The organism is Streptomyces sp. BE303 (assembly GCF_036290945.1).
Lineage (GTDB): Bacteria > Actinomycetota > Actinomycetes > Streptomycetales > Streptomycetaceae > Kitasatospora.
Genome location: NZ_JAQYWZ010000899.1, coordinates 1 through 14,043 on the forward strand (window position 1 = coordinate 1; position 14,043 = coordinate 14,043).

A 14,043-nucleotide genomic window follows, 5' to 3' on the forward strand; every position below is an offset into this window, starting at 1 on the left:
AACGCGCGATCTCCAAGTACAACGCCAAAGGCACCATCGACCGGACCAGCTACAAAGCCACCATCAGCATCGACATCCTGACCACACCAGACCCGTGACAGGAATCCGCAAGCTCTATCTACACGGCATTGGGGCTAGCCGAGGACGTTCACGATGCCGCCCAGCAGGTGTTCGAGGGCCGAGCGCAGGGGTAGGACGAGCGGTCCCGCGGCCACGGCCACGGTCAGGGCGACGGCCAGCCGCGGGGTCTCCCGCCAGTGCGGGAGGACGCCGAGCACGAGCACCAGCGAGGCGATCACCAGCGGCGGCCCCAGCGCCACCGCCCAGGCCGGCAGCGGGCCGAGCGTCACCGGGGAACTCCAGGCACGGGACAGACCCAGCCAGCCGACCGAGAGGATCAGGCTGAGGTCGATCAGCCGGGGAACCGCCCGGGGCACCCGGATCCGGCCGTCGAGCCCGCGCCGGAACGAGAACACCATCATCAGCACCATGACGGACAGGACGGCCAGCTCGACGCGCATGACGCCCCGGAAGTCGGGCGGGGGGAAGTGCCCGGTGCTGAAGACCCAGGTGACGGCTGCGGCGGGCACACCGAGCAGCACCGACCAGAGCAGGCACATCCGCAGGACCAGGGCCGGAGCGGGCCGCCAGATGCTGCCCGCCGACGGTGCGGGCCGCTGCTGCGTCCGGGCGAGCAGCGCAGCGATCATCGCGTCTTCGGGCCGGTTCTCCGGGCCGTGTCCCGGTGCCTCGCCGCGCCTGCGGAAGCTGTGCTCCAGAATCTCGCGGCGCCGACGCACGATGTGCGGCCGCTGCTCGTGTCCGCGGCTGACGGCGCTGAGGTAGCCGAACAGGAGGAGGACGGCGCCGACCGCTGCCGCCGCGGGCAGCCGGGCGGTGGGTCCCTCGCCCAGGGGCGGCGCCATCCAGGCGGCGGTGAACGCCACGACGAAGACCGCGATCAGCGCCATGCCCCGGACGGCGTCGAACGGGGCCGTGAGGTCCGAACGGCGGACTCCGGCGGACGCGCCCACCACCAGCCAGAGCGCGGAGAGCAACAGAAACTGGGTCGCGACGGCCATCGGCAGCAGGTCCGCCAGTTGCCCGGAGAGGAGGTTCCCGACGGCGGCGCCGAACGAGCGGGCCTGCCCTCCCGATCCGAACGCGTAGGCCAGCAGGAGCAGCAGCAACTGGGCCACGCCGAGCAGGCGGCCGGTGTCGTCCCAGAAGTCCCGGGAGGTGAGGGCGCGCGCGATGGGCCCGGCCTGGACACCCACGAGGACGAGAACCAGGAGGACCGGAATGACGATCACCCCGAAGGAGGTGTACGGGTCCCCGGTGGTCAGATGGATGGGGATGCCGAGCGTGTCGGCGACGTGCTGCCCGCCCCGGATCACCCTCCACATCCACTCGGGCGGGGATTCGTCCGACACCGCGGCGGCGCCGATGACCGTGACCGATCTCATCCGTCCCCCTACGCTCGCGCCCGGAGGGTCCCGCCCTACGGGCCCGCTCCGGCGTTCCGCCTTCGCCCGGACGGGTCGTGACGTCCGGTCGCCGGTCCAAGAATGGCGCTGTGAAAGGTAGTTGGGAACGGCGATCGGGATCCGTTCACCGAGCGGGGACCGTCCTGTGACAGAGCCACCGGCGCCGGGGCGCGCCCGGTGCCGGTGGTGCCGGTGATGCGGGCCCGGGGCTGCGGCGCTCTCGAACCCGGCGCCAGGGTCTCCTCCTCCGTCGGCTACGGGGGGAGCCGTAGGAGGCCCCCGCTCGATCGAGCGGGGGCCTCCTGCATGCCGGCCGTCAGATCTCGCCGAACTCGCCTGCCCGGAGGGCGGTGAGGAAGGCCGCGAACTCGGCGGCCGGGAAGACGAGGGCCGGGCCCTGCGGGTCCTTGGAGTCGCGGACAGGTATGAAGCTCCGGAAGTCGACCGAGACCTCGATGCACTGCCCTTCCTGGGCGCTGTGGCTCGACTTGCGCCACGTGGCCGCTGTCAGGTCAACCATTCTCAAATCCTCTTCGAACGCGCCGAATGAACTCGATTGAGGATGCCCTCGACAACGCCTCAACCTGTAGTTCATCGTACTCACCGGCCCAAACCGCCAGTGCTGCTGCGTCGCGCTCCAAGTACCCGCGCCGCTGAGTTTCGCCGTACCCCAGCACTGAGCCGTTGGGCATGGTCAGCAAGGTGATCGGGTGAGCGAAGGGCCGGTCCTCGCCGAGCGTGAACGGCGATACCTGCACGATGATTTGAGGGTGAGCGGCCAGTGTCTCCAGGTGGCGGAGTTGCTCGGCCATGACTGTGGGGCCTCCGACGACGCGGTGCAGGCAGCCCTCGTCTATGACGGCGTGGACGCGCGGCCCGGTCTCGGTGATGCGCTTCTGGCGCTGCAGCAGTAGTTCGATTCGGTCCTCGGCTTGTTGCTGCGTCGCGCGACCTCGGCGCACGCGGGCGTTCTGATAGGCCTCGGCGTACGTCGGCGTCTGGAAGAGACTGGGCACGACGTTGATCTCGAACAGCCTCAGCGCGACCGAGTCCGCCTCGCTTCGCAGGAACTCGGTGAAGCCTTCGAGCAGCACAGATCTGCCTGCCTTGCGCCACTCCCGTTCGAAGTGACCTCGCGTCCCGAATGCTTGATCAAGTCTTCTCGCAAAAGCTTCGGTTGAAGGCTTGCGGCCAGTTTCCACGGCGGACACGTGCACGGCCGAGTAGCCGGTGAGGTGCGCCACGTGCTGCTGCGTCAACCCGCGCTCCTCGCGCAGCCTGCGGAGTTCTGCGCCGAACGCGGCAGCAGGGGATTGCGTCGGGTCAAGCTCCTTGCGATTCATGGTTGATGGCATCTCTTCCTTCGGAGCCGACATGTTGAAGGTATCGCCGACTGTACGTCAGTCTTGGCCACCCCAGGTAGTGAACCGACTACAGAAGGGAGTGGCCGCTATGCCGCGAATGAAGTCGAACCCCGCGTATCGTCCCCAAATCGGCGAGATCGTCCGTGACTTGGCCAAGCGAGGGCTGGGAGGCGAGCCGGTGGAGGGCGTCTGCATGGACTGCCTGGCCGGGCTCTACTACCTCCGCTCCGAGCACGGTGGCTGCGAGTGGACCACCAGACCGGAGAGCGTCCAGCGGCTGGACGCCCCCCGCTTCGTCAACGTGCAGCACCCGAGCCCGCCGCGTTCGGTGGCCCCGATCGGAGAGGTCACGTGAAACCCCGACTCGGGGTGATGGCGCCGCTGGTGTACGCCGTCGTCGTGGCGCTCAGCGCACTCGCCGCCCTGGCGGTCGGCTGGCCGATCAGGCACGGACCCCTCGGCCCGTGGCTCCTGGTCGTCGGGCTCGTCTTCGCGACCGGAGTGATCGGTGCACTGCCGGCCCCGGGCGTCTGGGTTCCCCGCCCCGAGGACACGGCGCCGCCGGAAGACACCGGTCGAGATCGCCGCCGCTTCCGCCACGTCCAGAGCCGCGGGCAGTCAGCCTGAGCTCGGATCCCTCCCCGCAACCTACTCCGCTGGAGAACCCGTGATGACCTCCCTGCCCAGGATCCTGACCGACCCGCCGGGCCGGCGCCTCGGCCACCAGGCCCTCATCCTCAACCGGGACGGTGCCGTGCTCCTGATCGGCACCACCTACAAGAACGGCCTGATGCTCCCCGGCGGCAGCGCCGAGCGCAACGAACTCCCGCACCTCGCCGCCCGACGCCACACCGAGACCGAGACCGGCCTCGCCCTCCCGCTCGCCCGCGTCCTCGCCGTGGACTACGTGAGCATGCAACTCCTGCCCGAGGGCGTGAACTTCGTCTACTGGGGCGGCAGACTCGTGCCGACCCAGGAGGAGATCGTGAGACGCCACCGGCCGCCGGCGGAGATCGTCGAGCTCCGCTGGGCCCACCGCGCCGAACTCGGCGACCTGATGGAAGCCGACCAGCACCGCCGGCTGGAACAGGCCCTCGACGCCCTCGGCCGGGGCGCCCACCTGCCCATGCTCCTCCGGGGTGTCCCGGCGGCGTAGGAGTGGTGAACGCACGTGCCCGCCTGGCGCACGAAGCCAGGCGGGCAGATGGCCGTTGATCGCTACGCGTCGGTGGCGGGGTGACCGGGCCCCGGGGGGCAGTTGTCGGCCCTCTCGGACGAGGAGCTGGCACGGCGGGCCAGGGGCGGGCGGAGGCCTGCCCTTGGGACGCCGCGCTCGTGGCGGTCGACGAGCTCCGACGGCGCCGACCGTCTGCCGGGCGGAGCCCGGTGGGCGAATGCCGTCCGGGCGGTCCGGCGGGAGCTCCGTCACCCCCTCAAGGCGCTCGGGCGCGTGCGCCGACCCTGCGGGGTCCGCGGGGTGCTGGGCGTCGTCGGGCGGGGTGTCGTCGGGCGGGGTGTCCGGGGGCGGTCAGGACGGGCGTAGGGCGGTGGCGCGCTGGATGAGGTGGTCGACGGCCGGGCGGCGTCGGTGGGGGAGGAGGAGGCGGGGGAGCCGCGCCCTGGCCGCGTGGATCCGGCGGGAGGACAACAGCGGGTAGACGTCGAGGAACGCGTGCCAGGAGGCGCACGCGCCCTCGACGTGCCCGGCGGCCAGCTGCCACTCGGCGAGCCGGCCGAGGACGACGGCGCGGGAGCGGGGTTCCGCCCGGGGCCGGCGGGCGGCGGACGTCTCCAGGGACCTGATCGCCCCGGCGGGGTCGCCGAGTTCGGCGCGCACCAGGGCGCGCTGGTGGTCCCAGGACGCGCGGTGGTAGTCGCCGATCGGCGGTGGCGGGCCCACGATCTGCGGGAGGAGGTCGTGGGCGTCGCGGAGATGGCGGAGCGACGCCGCGCCGTCGCCCGACGCGGCCTCGGCGAGGGCGAGTTGCCCCAGCACCGAGGCGCGGAGCCGTGGTGGCGCCGCGCCGATCGGGCAGGCGGCGGCGGCCCGGGCGAGCCGCAGGCTCTGGCGGTGGCGGCCGAGTTCGTACGCCTGGGTGCTCATGGCCCTGAGCACCATGGCCTGGGCGGCGGTGTCGCCGGCGCGGCGGGCGAGGGCGAGGCCGATCCGGTAGTACCAGCCGGCCAGGCCGTTGAGTTCGTCGTCGACGTGCATGAACGCGCACAGGTAGCTGAGCCGGGCGGCGTCGCCCAGCAGGCGCGTGTGCCGCACGGGACCGCAGGGCCGGCCGAGCATCGGGGCCACCGTGGTGCCGAGCAGCCCGGCGAGCGCGGTGCGGGCCTGGCCGCCGCCCTGGGTGCGGTCGACGGTGGCGAAGACGGTCAGCAACTGCCGGAGCACGTCCGGGTCGGTGTCCGGTTCGGCTTTCGGTGAGTGGTCGGACAGGTGGTGCGGGGCGCCGTCCCTCGTCGGCCGGACGAGGGCGGTGACGTACTCCTCGGCCGTGAGCGGGCGGTAGGGGAGGAGCTCGCCGTGCCGGTCCGGAACGGCCACCGCCGCGGCGAGGCTGCGGAGCGCCTCCTGGTCGGACACCTCCGTCGGATCCTCCGCCCCGGCTCCGGTGAATCCCGCGTCGGCGAGGGTGACGGTACGCCCGAGGCGCCGGGTCAGGGCGGCGCAGACGAAGTGCGCCGCAGGTCTGCGGGGCGCCGCGCCGGTGAGCCACTGGTGGACGGACGCGCGCCGGTAGGCCAGGCTCGTCCCGGCCTCGGCGGCGGCCCGGTTGACGGCTCGGGCCAACTCCTCACCGCTCCAGCGGGATTCCCCGAGCAGTTCGCGAAGACGGGTGTTGGGAATGCGGCGGCCGGTCATGTCTCCCCCTGGGAGGTCCCGTGGGCCGGACGCGGGGATCCCCGACGGGGAAGGCCCCTGCGCTCACCGGCCATGCTAGCCAGCCCGGCCTCAAGGTTCTTGACAACAAAGAAAATTGACGGCCCCCAAGTCTTGACGGGCCGGAGGCCGCCGGGGGCTCGGTGCGACCGGTGATCGGCGACACCATCGGGGGTACCGGCGGGTCCTTCCCGGAGCGCCCCGATGTGTGGAGGGTGCCCGTGATCACCGGCCCGAAGAGTTCCGCGGCGCCCGGCGGGGTGGTCCACATGTTCCCCGGTCAGGGGGACTTCAGCCTGACCCCGCTGCTGCGGATCCTTCCCCGTGTCCCGTCGCTGGCGCGGGCGGTCGTCGAGGTCTTCGACGAAGCCGACACGGTCGCCGCCGAGTTCGGCGTGGCGCCGATCGGTCCGCGGCTCGCGGGTGGGCGGGTGATCAGCGCGGGCGTACTGGCGGGCGAACCGCCCGGAACCGTCCAACTCGCCCTGTTCGGCGTGTCGATGGCGGTGCACCGGGCGTTCGAAGCGGACGGGTTCCGGGCCGACCGGATCCTCGCGGTCAGCTTCGGCGAGATACCCGCGCTCGCCGCGGCGGGGTCCTGCTCGATCCCCGACGGGGCCCGTCTGGCCTGCCGGCTCGGGCAGTTGCTGACCGGGGCGGGCGGCGGCATGACGCTGCTGGGCGCGGCGGAGCACCGGGCCCGCAGACTGATGGCCGAGGCCGGACCCGGGGCGGGATCGGTCGTGGTGGCCTGCGTCAACCATGCCGGGGAGACGGTGCTTTCCGGCAGCCCGGACGGTCTCGCCGCGGTCGAGTCGTCGGCCAGGCGCCGGGGCGTGGTCGTCCACCGGCTGCGGCTGCCGTTCATGAGCCACCACCCGGCGCTCGCCCGGGAGGCCGGCGCGTTCGCCCACTACGCACGGCAGTTGCACCTGGGCCCGCCGCAGCGGCCGGTCTACTCGGCGGTCGCCGGGCGGTTCCACCGGCGGGACACGGACCTGCCGCGGGCGCTGTCCGCCTGCCTGGTCCGCGCCTTCGCGCTGCCCGAGGTGATCGGCCCGGCGCTGGTCGGAGCCTCACAGGTGCTCGAAGCCGGCACCGGCCGGACGCTCACCACCAGCGTGCGGCTCGCCATGCCGCACGTCGTGGCCCTGGCACCGGTCTTCGACGGCGGGTGGCCCACCGCCGGGACGGGAGGGCACGCGGACGACCCGGGGCGTCCGTCCCCGCCGGACCTCGCCCGGCGCGGGCCGGGCGGGCAGAAGGGAGAAGGCGTCGTGAACACCGGACAGCGGGACGGGCACCGGCGCGGGGCCGCGGACGTCGTGGCGCGCCTGACGTCACTCCTTCCACCGGGACGGGGGGACGAGCTCGGGAAGGTGCTGGCGGAGGATCCGATCCGGGACGAGCCGGAGAAGCGAGACACGGAGCCGGGATTCGCGGAGCAGGGAGGTGCGGAGGCGGGAGGTGAGGAGCCGGGAGGGCCGGCGCGGGGCGGTCCCGCCGACCTGCGGACGGACACCCGCGCCCACCGACGGTTGACCAGGCTGGCCGCCCTGCTGCCGCCCGCCGCCGAGGTGGTCGCCGATGCCGAACTCCTGGCCGCCCTCGGGGAGGCGACGGTCCTCGCCGATCCGCCGCTCTACCAGACGTTCCTCTCCCACTACACGCTGTGCGTCGGATCGCTGGTCCTCCTGGGCGGGGAGGAGGCCGACCCGTCCGGGGCGCTGGCACACGCCCGGACCAAGGGCTCCTTCATGGTCACCGAGATCGGCGAGGCCGGCAGCCACCTCGGCATCCGTACCGAGGCACGTTTCGACGTGGCGCGCCGCGCGTTCGTCCTCCGCACCCCGGACGAGCGCGCCGCGAAGTTCTCCTCGGTGGCCGCGGCGGGGCTGCCCCAGCAGGCGGTGGTGTGCGCGCGGTTGCTGACACAGGGCCGGGACGGCGGGGTGTTCTCGTTCCTCGTCGACATCACCGGTGCCGAGGGCCGGCCCGCGCCGGGCGTCTCGATCTCGGCCCCGGTCGCCATGGACGCCCTCCCGCTGCCCTACGGCCTGGTCCGCTTCGACGGCGTGCGCGTGCCCGTCGACCGCTGGCTCGCGGACGGTGCCACGATCGACGACGCCGGAGTGCTGCACGACCCGTCGGCCGGTCCCGACGCCCGCCTCCGACGGACCCTGAGCTGCGGGCAGGGTCTGTGGGCCACCCTGCCTTCGGCCATGGCGGGCCTGGCGGGCCGCAGCGCGGCCATGGCCTGGCGGTTCAGCGCCGGCCGTCGGACCCACGGCCGGCTGGCTCCGGGGGTACCCGTCCTGGAGTACCGCACCCAGCAGCACGCCGTGATCGGCGGGTTGGCGGAGGCGTACGCGCTGCGCTGCACCGCACGGGCGGCCCTGGCCGCGTGGGCGGCCGGGCGCGCCGCAGGGCCGGCCGAGCGGCCGGAGACGGCGATGACCTTCTCCCCGTGGGCGGGCGTCGACCGGGCGCTCGCCCTCTACAAGGCGTACAGCACGCGGTCGGTGGCCGAACTGATCGACGGATTGCAGCACCGGTGCGGTGTGTCCGGCTTCTTCGAAGGCAACCGGTTCGCGGGGTACCTCGGCTTCGCCCGCGCCTTCGACAACGCGGGCGGGGACAACACCCTCATCCTCCTCGACGCCGGGCGGGCCCTCGTCGAGGAGCGCCCGGTCCGTCCGGCGGACGCGGCCCGCGAGCCGAGCGATCTGAACGACCTGAACGACCTGGGCGATCCGAACGATCTGAGCGAGCCCCTGCACGTGGCGTGGTGGCCGCACGTCGCCGCGACCCTGCAGGACCGGCTCGCCGACGACCTCGCGGCAGCGCACGCGGCCGGCGTCGCGGCCGGGCGCCGGGCGCTGGACCTCTGGAACCCGCTGCTGGCGGATGCCCTGGACCTGGGGGACGTCCTGGCCTGCCGGCTGGCGGCCGACGCGGCGGCGGGTGGTGTCGTGGCGGCCGGCGCGGACGGCCCGGGGTGGACCGTGCCCCTGGCCGACGACCTCGCGGCGCTCGCGGGACTCCGCCGGGCCCGGCGGCTGGCCGGGCCGCTGCTGGCGGCCGGCGTGCTCGCGCCCGCGACCGTGCGCGCGTTCCCGGCCGCGACGGATGCCCTCTGCGACCGGCTGCGACCCGTCCTCCCGGACATCGTGGACGCCCTCGACCCCGGCCGGGGCCTCGCCCTCTCCGCACTCGACCGGACCGACCACCCCGCCGCACTGCTCGACGCCCACGGCCCCCGTGACGTCGACGGCTGCACCCGCGACACCGGCCCGTGATGCCCCGTGATGCCCCGTGATGCCCCGTGCTGCCCCCGGTGATCCCCACGGCCCCGTTCCGGGTCCCGTGCGGCCACCCGTTCCACACCCCGTTCCGGCCCCCCGGGCCGACCAGAGAAGGAGCACACCGTGAGACCGGACAAGGAGCCCGTGGTGGCGGGGAGGACCTCCTCCGCGATCGGCGTGCTGGGGATGGGCACGTACCTGCCCGCGGAGGTGCGCGGCAACGACGAGATCGGCCGGCTCGCGGGGGTGTCCGCCGAGTGGATCCTCGAACGCACCGGAGTGGTCGAACGGCACGTGGCCGCGAGCGGTGAGGCCGCGTCCGACCTCGCGGCCGCCGCCGTGCTGGCCGCGTGCGAGGCCGCCGGCATCCCGCCGGACCTGCTCGACGTCGTCGTCGCGGCCACCTCCACGCCGGACGAGCTCGGACCGGCGACCGCCTGCCGCGTCCAGGCCCTGACCGGTGCCGTGAACGCGGTGGCGCTGGACGTCAGCGCGGCCTGTTCCGGCTGGCTCTTCGGAGCCAAGGTCGCCCACGACTGGCTCTCCACGACCCCGGGCATCCGGTACGCGGCGGTCGTCGGCGTCGAGGCCTACTCGAAGTTCGTCGACCCCTCCCACCGGGGCACCGCCGTGCTCTTCGCGGACGGCGCCGCCGCCGCGGTGCTGGGCCCGGTGCCCGGGGGCGGGGGCTTCCACGGCTTCCGCCTCCGCTCCGACGGCCGCGGCGCGCACCACGTGCTCATCCCGGGCGGCGGGAGCCGGATACCGGCCGGCCCCCGGAGCCTGGCGGACGGGCTGCACCACATCCACATGGACGGCCGGGCCGTGCGCGACTTCATCATCGAGGTCTTCCCGCGCATGGTCGAGGAGACGCTCGCCGAACACGGCCTCGACCTCAAGGACATCGACGCCTTCATCACCCACCAGCCCAACCCGCTGCTCCTGCGCACCGTCGCGGCCGGTACCGGCATCCCGCCCGAGCGCCTCCACATCACCGGGCACCTCACCGGCAACATCGGCGCGGCCTCCGCCCCGTTCGCGCTGGCCGACGCCGCGGCCCGCGGCCTGCTGCCCGACCGCGCCCGCCTCCTCGTCTGCGTCCTCGGCGCCGGGCTCACCTGGGGCAGCGCCCTGCTCACCTGGACCGGTGCGCCCGCCCTGCGCGCCCCCGCCTCCTGAGGCGTCCGGCGCCCCCGATCCCTCCGGATCCCGACCCTCCGGCCCCCCGGCCCCCAACCCCGAACCTCCCGCGCGTCCCGGCGGCGCGTCAGCATCTGAGGAGCCCCGTCATGACCGTCCTCGACCGGTTCCGGCTCGACGGCCGACGCGCACTGGTGACCGGCGCCTCGCGCGGCATCGGACAGGCCGTCGCCGTCGCGTTCGCCCAGGCCGGCGCGCGGCTCGCGCTGTCCGCCCGCACCGCCGCCGCGCTCAAGCACACCGCCGAGCTGGTCGCCGAGTACGGCGACAGCCCCGTGCTCGCCCCGGGCGACCTCGCCGACACCGGGCAGGCGGTGCTCGTCGACCACGCCGCCGAGGCCCTGGGCGGCCTCGACGTCGTCGTCCACAACGCCGGGATCCTGCCCGCCGAGCCCGACGGCAGCGCGCTCCTCGCGCCGTTGCAACTCCTCCCGCAGCCGGTGTGGGACGAGGTGGTCGCGGTCAACCTCAACGCCACCGCGGCGGTCTGCCGGCACGCCCACCCGTACCTGGCCCGGTCCGACGGCGCCGGCGTCGTGCTGATGTCCTCGGTGGCCGGTCTGGTGGGTACGCCGCTGATGGAGGTGTACGCCGCCACCAAGGCGGCCCAGGTGTCGCTGGCCCGCAGCCTCGCGGTGGGGTGGGCCCGTTCGGGCATCCGGGTCAACGCGCTGTGTCCGGGCTGGGTCCGGACCGACATGACGGCCGCCGTCCACACCGACGCCGCACTCAGCGACTGGCTGCTCGCCCACGTGCCCCTGGGACGCTGGGCCGAGCCGGAGGAGGTCGCCTCGGCGGCGCTCTTCCTGGCCTCGCCCGCCTCCGCCTTCCTCACCGGGCAGGCCGTCGTCCTGGACGGGGGGCTGTCCGTCCCCGACGGCGGTCTCGCGGGCATCCCGAAGCCGCCGTCCCCGTTCCTCGCGCGATGACGCCCCCGCGCGGCGCCGCGGGCGGGCCCCCGGGCGGTGTGCCCCCGGGCGGCGCGACCACGGACCGGAGCGCGGGCCGGGCGGCGCATCGGACGGTGCGTCGGCCGGCGGCGGTGATCGGGGGGATCGGCACCAGCCTCCCGCCGCTGGTGGTGACCAACCGACAGGTCATCGAGCGCGGCGGCCTCGACACCACCGACGAGTGGATCGTCGGCCGCACCGGCATCCACCGCCGGCGGGTGGCCGGGCCCGGTGTGAGCACCGGCGACCTGGCCACCGCCGCGGCCCGCGCCGCGATCGCCTCGGCCGGGCCCGCCGGACCGCGGCCGGACCTGGTCCTGCTGGCCACCACCACACCGGACCGTCCCTGTCCGGCCACCGCGCCGGAGGTCGCGCACCGCCTCGGCCTGGGGACCGTGCCCGCGTTCGACCTCGCGGCCGTCTGCTCCGGTTTCCTCTACGCCCTGACGACGGCCGCCGCCCTGCTCCGCAGCGGGACCTGCCGGGCGCCCCTGGTCGTCGCGGCCGAGAAGTACTCGGCGATCACCGATCCGCTCGACCGCGACACGGCACCGCTCTTCGGCGACGCGGCGGCAGCGGTGCTGCTCCGCCCCGGCGACGTCGCCGAGCCCGGGGCGCTGCTGGAGACCGACTGGGGGAGCGACGGCGGCGGGTGCGACCTGATCGCCGTCGCCGGGGGCGGGGCGCGGCTCCCCGCCCCCGGCGACGGCCTCGGGCGCGAGGAGCGCTACTTCCGGATGCGCGGCCGGCAGGTCTACGCGCACGCGGTGCGCCGGATGGCCGCCTCCTCCGCCGCCGTCCTGGGCGCGACCGGATGGCGGCCCGGGGACGTCAGGGCCTTCATCGGGCACCAGGCCAACCAACGGATCCTGGACGCCGTCGCCGACCGGCTGGGCATCGCGGCGCAGCACCGCTTCGGGAACATCCGCGACGTGGGCAACACGGCCGGTGCCTCCGTGCCGCTCGCGCTGGCGGACGCCGCCGCCCGGGGCGTCTGCGCGCCGGGCGCGCCGACCCTGCTCACCGCCTTCGGCGGCGGCCTCACCTGGGCCTCCGCCACCCTGCTCTGGCCCGACGTCCCCGTGCGGAGTTCCGCCCCGGAGGCCCGCCCGCGCCCGCTCGACGGCCGGCCCGACGCAGGGCCCGGCTCCCGGCCGGGCACCCCGTCGCCCGACACCTCGTCGCCCGCCGGCCCACCACCCGCCGGTCCACCACCCGACACCCAGCCCGACGGCGAGCCCGGGAACGAGCCCGCCGACAAGGAGGTCAGCGCCCCGTGAACCCCGTACGCGAACACCTGGTCGCCCTGCTCGTCGGACAGTTCGAGGTCCCCCGGGACGCGATCGGCGACGACGCCGCCCTCGGCGAGCTGGACCTCGACTCGCTCGCCCGCGTCGAACTGGTCGTCAACCTCCAGGAGCACTGGGGCGTCGGCCTCGACGACGACGGCGACTCCGCGGCCGACGTGACGGTGGGCCGGCTCGTCGACCGCGTCCACGAGCTGCTCGCCGAGTCGACCGCGCAGCCCGGGGCACCGGAGTGAGTGCGGCCCGCCCGCCGCTCGCCGTCACCGGGATCGGCCTGGTGACCCCGGCCGGGTCCGGGGTCGGCCCGACCTGGCAGGGCGTCCTCGACGCCCGCGCCACGGCCGCCCCGGACCCGGCGCTCACCGGACTGCCGGTCGGCATCTCCTGCCGGGTCCCGGGGTTCGACGCCAGGGCGCTGCTCGGAGGCCGCGACTCCTGGCGGCTGGACCGCGCGACCCACTTCGCGCTCGTCGCCGCGCGGGAGGCGGTCGCCGACGCGGGGCTGAGCCCCGCCGACTGGGACGGCGCCCGGGTCGCCGTGGTCCTCGGGTCGGCCGCCGGGGGCGTGGGCAGCTACGAGCGGGCGACGGAACGGTTCGGTGCGAAGGGGCCGTCCGGCGTCTCCGCGCTGGCGCTGCCCGCGTTCCTGCCGAACATGGCGGCAGGTCAGCTCGCCATCGACCTGGGCGTGACCGGCCCGGTGCTGCACACCGCGACCGCCTGTGCCTCCGGCGCCGCGGCCGTCCACACCGCCGCGCTGCTGCTGCACGCCGGGGCCTGCGACATCGCCCTGGCCGGCGGGACCGACGCGATGGTCACCCCGGTCTGCGTCGCCGCGTTCGCCCGGATGCGGGCGCTCTCCCGCAACCCCGACCCCTCCCGTGCCTCGCGTCCGTTCGACGCGGGCCGTGACGGTTTCGTCCTCGGGGAGGGAGCCGGCTTCACGGTCCTGGAACGCCGGGCCGACGCGGTGGACCGGCGGGCGCCCGTCCGGGCCCTGCTGGTGGGAGTCGGGACGGCGGCCGACGCCCACCACCCCGTGGCACCGCACCCGCGGGCCCGCGGCCTCGAAGCGGCCGTCCGGAACGCGCTGGCCGAGGCGGGCGCGGGCCCGGACGACGTCGACCACGTCAACGCCCACGGCACCGGTACCCGGCTCAACGACAGCGCGGAGGCGGGCCTGATCGAGCGCCTCTTCGCCCGCCGCCCCCCGTCCGTCACGTCCGCCAAGGGGGTCCTGGGCCACACCATGGGCGCGGCCGGTGCCGTCGAGGCCGCCCTGACCGTGCTCACCCTCCAGCACCAGACGGTGCCCGGCACCGCGGGCTTCGCGGTGCCGGACCGGGACACCGCCCGGATCGACGTCGTCCACGGCCGGCCGCGGCGGCAGCGACTGCGCCTGGCGCTCAGCATCTCGGCAGGATTCGGCGGCCACAACACGGCGTTGGCCTTCGTGCCCGCGGGCCCGCGGAGGTCTTGAGCACCCCGGATCGGCCGATCCCCGGACCGGCCGATCCGCCGGGCGGTCATCGGCCTCCGG

Annotated in this window: 13 protein-coding genes; 9 read left to right on the forward strand and 4 right to left on the reverse strand. The window is 74.9% G+C overall.

The annotated features are described in order from the left end of the window. Positions 1 to 134: 134 nt before the first annotated feature. The 3 genes from PUR56_RS34975 to PUR56_RS34985 form a co-directional block, all read right to left on the reverse strand. Positions 135 to 1,466: a hypothetical protein gene (locus tag PUR56_RS34975; RefSeq protein WP_329951916.1), complete on the reverse strand. Its 1,332-nt coding sequence runs from the start codon at positions 1,464 to 1,466 to the stop codon at positions 135 to 137. A gap of 337 nt (positions 1,467 to 1,803) precedes the next feature. Next, positions 1,804 to 2,013, reverse strand: coding sequence for a DUF397 domain-containing protein (locus PUR56_RS34980; RefSeq protein WP_329951917.1), 210 nt, complete (start codon positions 2,011 to 2,013; stop codon positions 1,804 to 1,806). Then, positions 2,000 to 2,830, reverse strand: coding sequence for a helix-turn-helix domain-containing protein (locus tag PUR56_RS34985; RefSeq protein ID WP_329951918.1), 831 nt, complete (start codon positions 2,828 to 2,830; stop codon positions 2,000 to 2,002). The genes PUR56_RS34980 and PUR56_RS34985 overlap by 14 nt, the downstream gene beginning before the upstream one ends. 169 nt (positions 2,831 to 2,999) lie before the next feature. Between PUR56_RS34985 and PUR56_RS34990 the strand changes: the two genes are divergently transcribed. The 3 genes from PUR56_RS34990 to PUR56_RS35000 are packed head-to-tail and all read left to right on the forward strand — an operon-like array spanning position 3,000 to position 4,007. Continuing rightward, positions 3,000 to 3,206: a hypothetical protein gene (locus PUR56_RS34990; RefSeq protein ID WP_329951919.1), complete on the forward strand. Its 207-nt coding sequence runs from the start codon at positions 3,000 to 3,002 to the stop codon at positions 3,204 to 3,206. Further along, on the forward strand, positions 3,203 to 3,478 hold the full coding sequence (locus tag PUR56_RS34995; RefSeq protein WP_329951920.1) for a hypothetical protein: 276 nt from the start codon (positions 3,203 to 3,205) through the stop codon (positions 3,476 to 3,478). Before PUR56_RS34990 ends, PUR56_RS34995 begins: the two co-directional genes overlap by 4 nt. Positions 3,479 to 3,521: 43 nt before the next feature. Further along, positions 3,522 to 4,007, forward strand: a complete 486-nt coding sequence (locus PUR56_RS35000; RefSeq protein WP_329951921.1) for an NUDIX hydrolase — start codon at positions 3,522 to 3,524, stop codon at positions 4,005 to 4,007. 372 nt (positions 4,008 to 4,379) lie between these two features. Here the strand turns inward: PUR56_RS35000 and PUR56_RS35005 are convergent, their stop codons facing one another. Continuing rightward, entirely contained in the window at positions 4,380 to 5,723 is a 1,344-nt protein-coding gene (locus PUR56_RS35005) for a tetratricopeptide repeat protein (RefSeq protein ID WP_329951922.1), read from the reverse strand. A 239-nt stretch (positions 5,724 to 5,962) separates the two neighbouring features. Between PUR56_RS35005 and PUR56_RS35010 the strand changes: the two genes are divergently transcribed. The 6 genes from PUR56_RS35010 (at position 5,963) to PUR56_RS35035 (ending at position 13,983) form a co-directional block, all read left to right on the forward strand. Continuing rightward, entirely contained in the window at positions 5,963 to 9,040 is a 3,078-nt protein-coding gene (locus PUR56_RS35010) for an acyl-CoA dehydrogenase family protein (protein ID WP_329951923.1), read from the forward strand. Positions 9,041 to 9,232: 192 nt separating this feature from the next. Further along, positions 9,233 to 10,225 (forward strand): 3-oxoacyl-ACP synthase III family protein, encoded by a 993-nt coding sequence (locus PUR56_RS35015; protein ID WP_380356642.1) that lies wholly within the window; start codon positions 9,233 to 9,235, stop codon positions 10,223 to 10,225. A 110-nt stretch (positions 10,226 to 10,335) separates the two neighbouring features. Then, positions 10,336 to 11,175, forward strand: coding sequence for an SDR family NAD(P)-dependent oxidoreductase (locus PUR56_RS35020; protein WP_329951925.1), 840 nt, complete (start codon positions 10,336 to 10,338; stop codon positions 11,173 to 11,175). A gap of 152 nt (positions 11,176 to 11,327) precedes the next feature. Continuing rightward, complete coding sequence (locus PUR56_RS35025) at positions 11,328 to 12,476, forward strand: beta-ketoacyl-ACP synthase 3 (RefSeq protein WP_443034611.1); 1,149 nt, start codon at positions 11,328 to 11,330, stop codon at positions 12,474 to 12,476. Continuing rightward, positions 12,473 to 12,739 (forward strand): acyl carrier protein, encoded by a 267-nt coding sequence (locus PUR56_RS35030; RefSeq protein ID WP_329878117.1) that lies wholly within the window; start codon positions 12,473 to 12,475, stop codon positions 12,737 to 12,739. Before PUR56_RS35025 ends, PUR56_RS35030 begins: the two co-directional genes overlap by 4 nt. Then, on the forward strand, positions 12,736 to 13,983 hold the full coding sequence (locus tag PUR56_RS35035) for a beta-ketoacyl-[acyl-carrier-protein] synthase family protein (RefSeq protein ID WP_329951927.1): 1,248 nt from the start codon (positions 12,736 to 12,738) through the stop codon (positions 13,981 to 13,983). The genes PUR56_RS35030 and PUR56_RS35035 overlap by 4 nt, the downstream gene beginning before the upstream one ends. Positions 13,984 to 14,043 lie beyond the last annotated feature (60 nt).

What these genes read in the sequence shown, in the direction of transcription:
- PUR56_RS35005 (WP_329951922.1), bottom strand. Translation starts at nt 5,723, where the DNA reads ATGACCGGCCGCCGCATTCCCAACACCCGTCTTCGCGAACTGCTCGGG.
- PUR56_RS34985 (WP_329951918.1), bottom strand. Translation starts at nt 2,830, where the DNA reads ATGAATCGCAAGGAGCTTGACCCGACGCAATCCCCTGCTGCCGCGTTC.
- PUR56_RS35000 (WP_329951921.1), top strand. Translation starts at nt 3,522, where the DNA reads ATGACCTCCCTGCCCAGGATCCTGACCGACCCGCCGGGCCGGCGCCTC.
- PUR56_RS35015 (WP_380356642.1), top strand. Translation starts at nt 9,233, where the DNA reads ATGGGCACGTACCTGCCCGCGGAGGTGCGCGGCAACGACGAGATCGGC.
- PUR56_RS35020 (WP_329951925.1), top strand. Translation starts at nt 10,336, where the DNA reads ATGACCGTCCTCGACCGGTTCCGGCTCGACGGCCGACGCGCACTGGTG.
- PUR56_RS34975 (WP_329951916.1), bottom strand. Translation starts at nt 1,466, where the DNA reads ATGAGATCGGTCACGGTCATCGGCGCCGCCGCGGTGTCGGACGAATCC.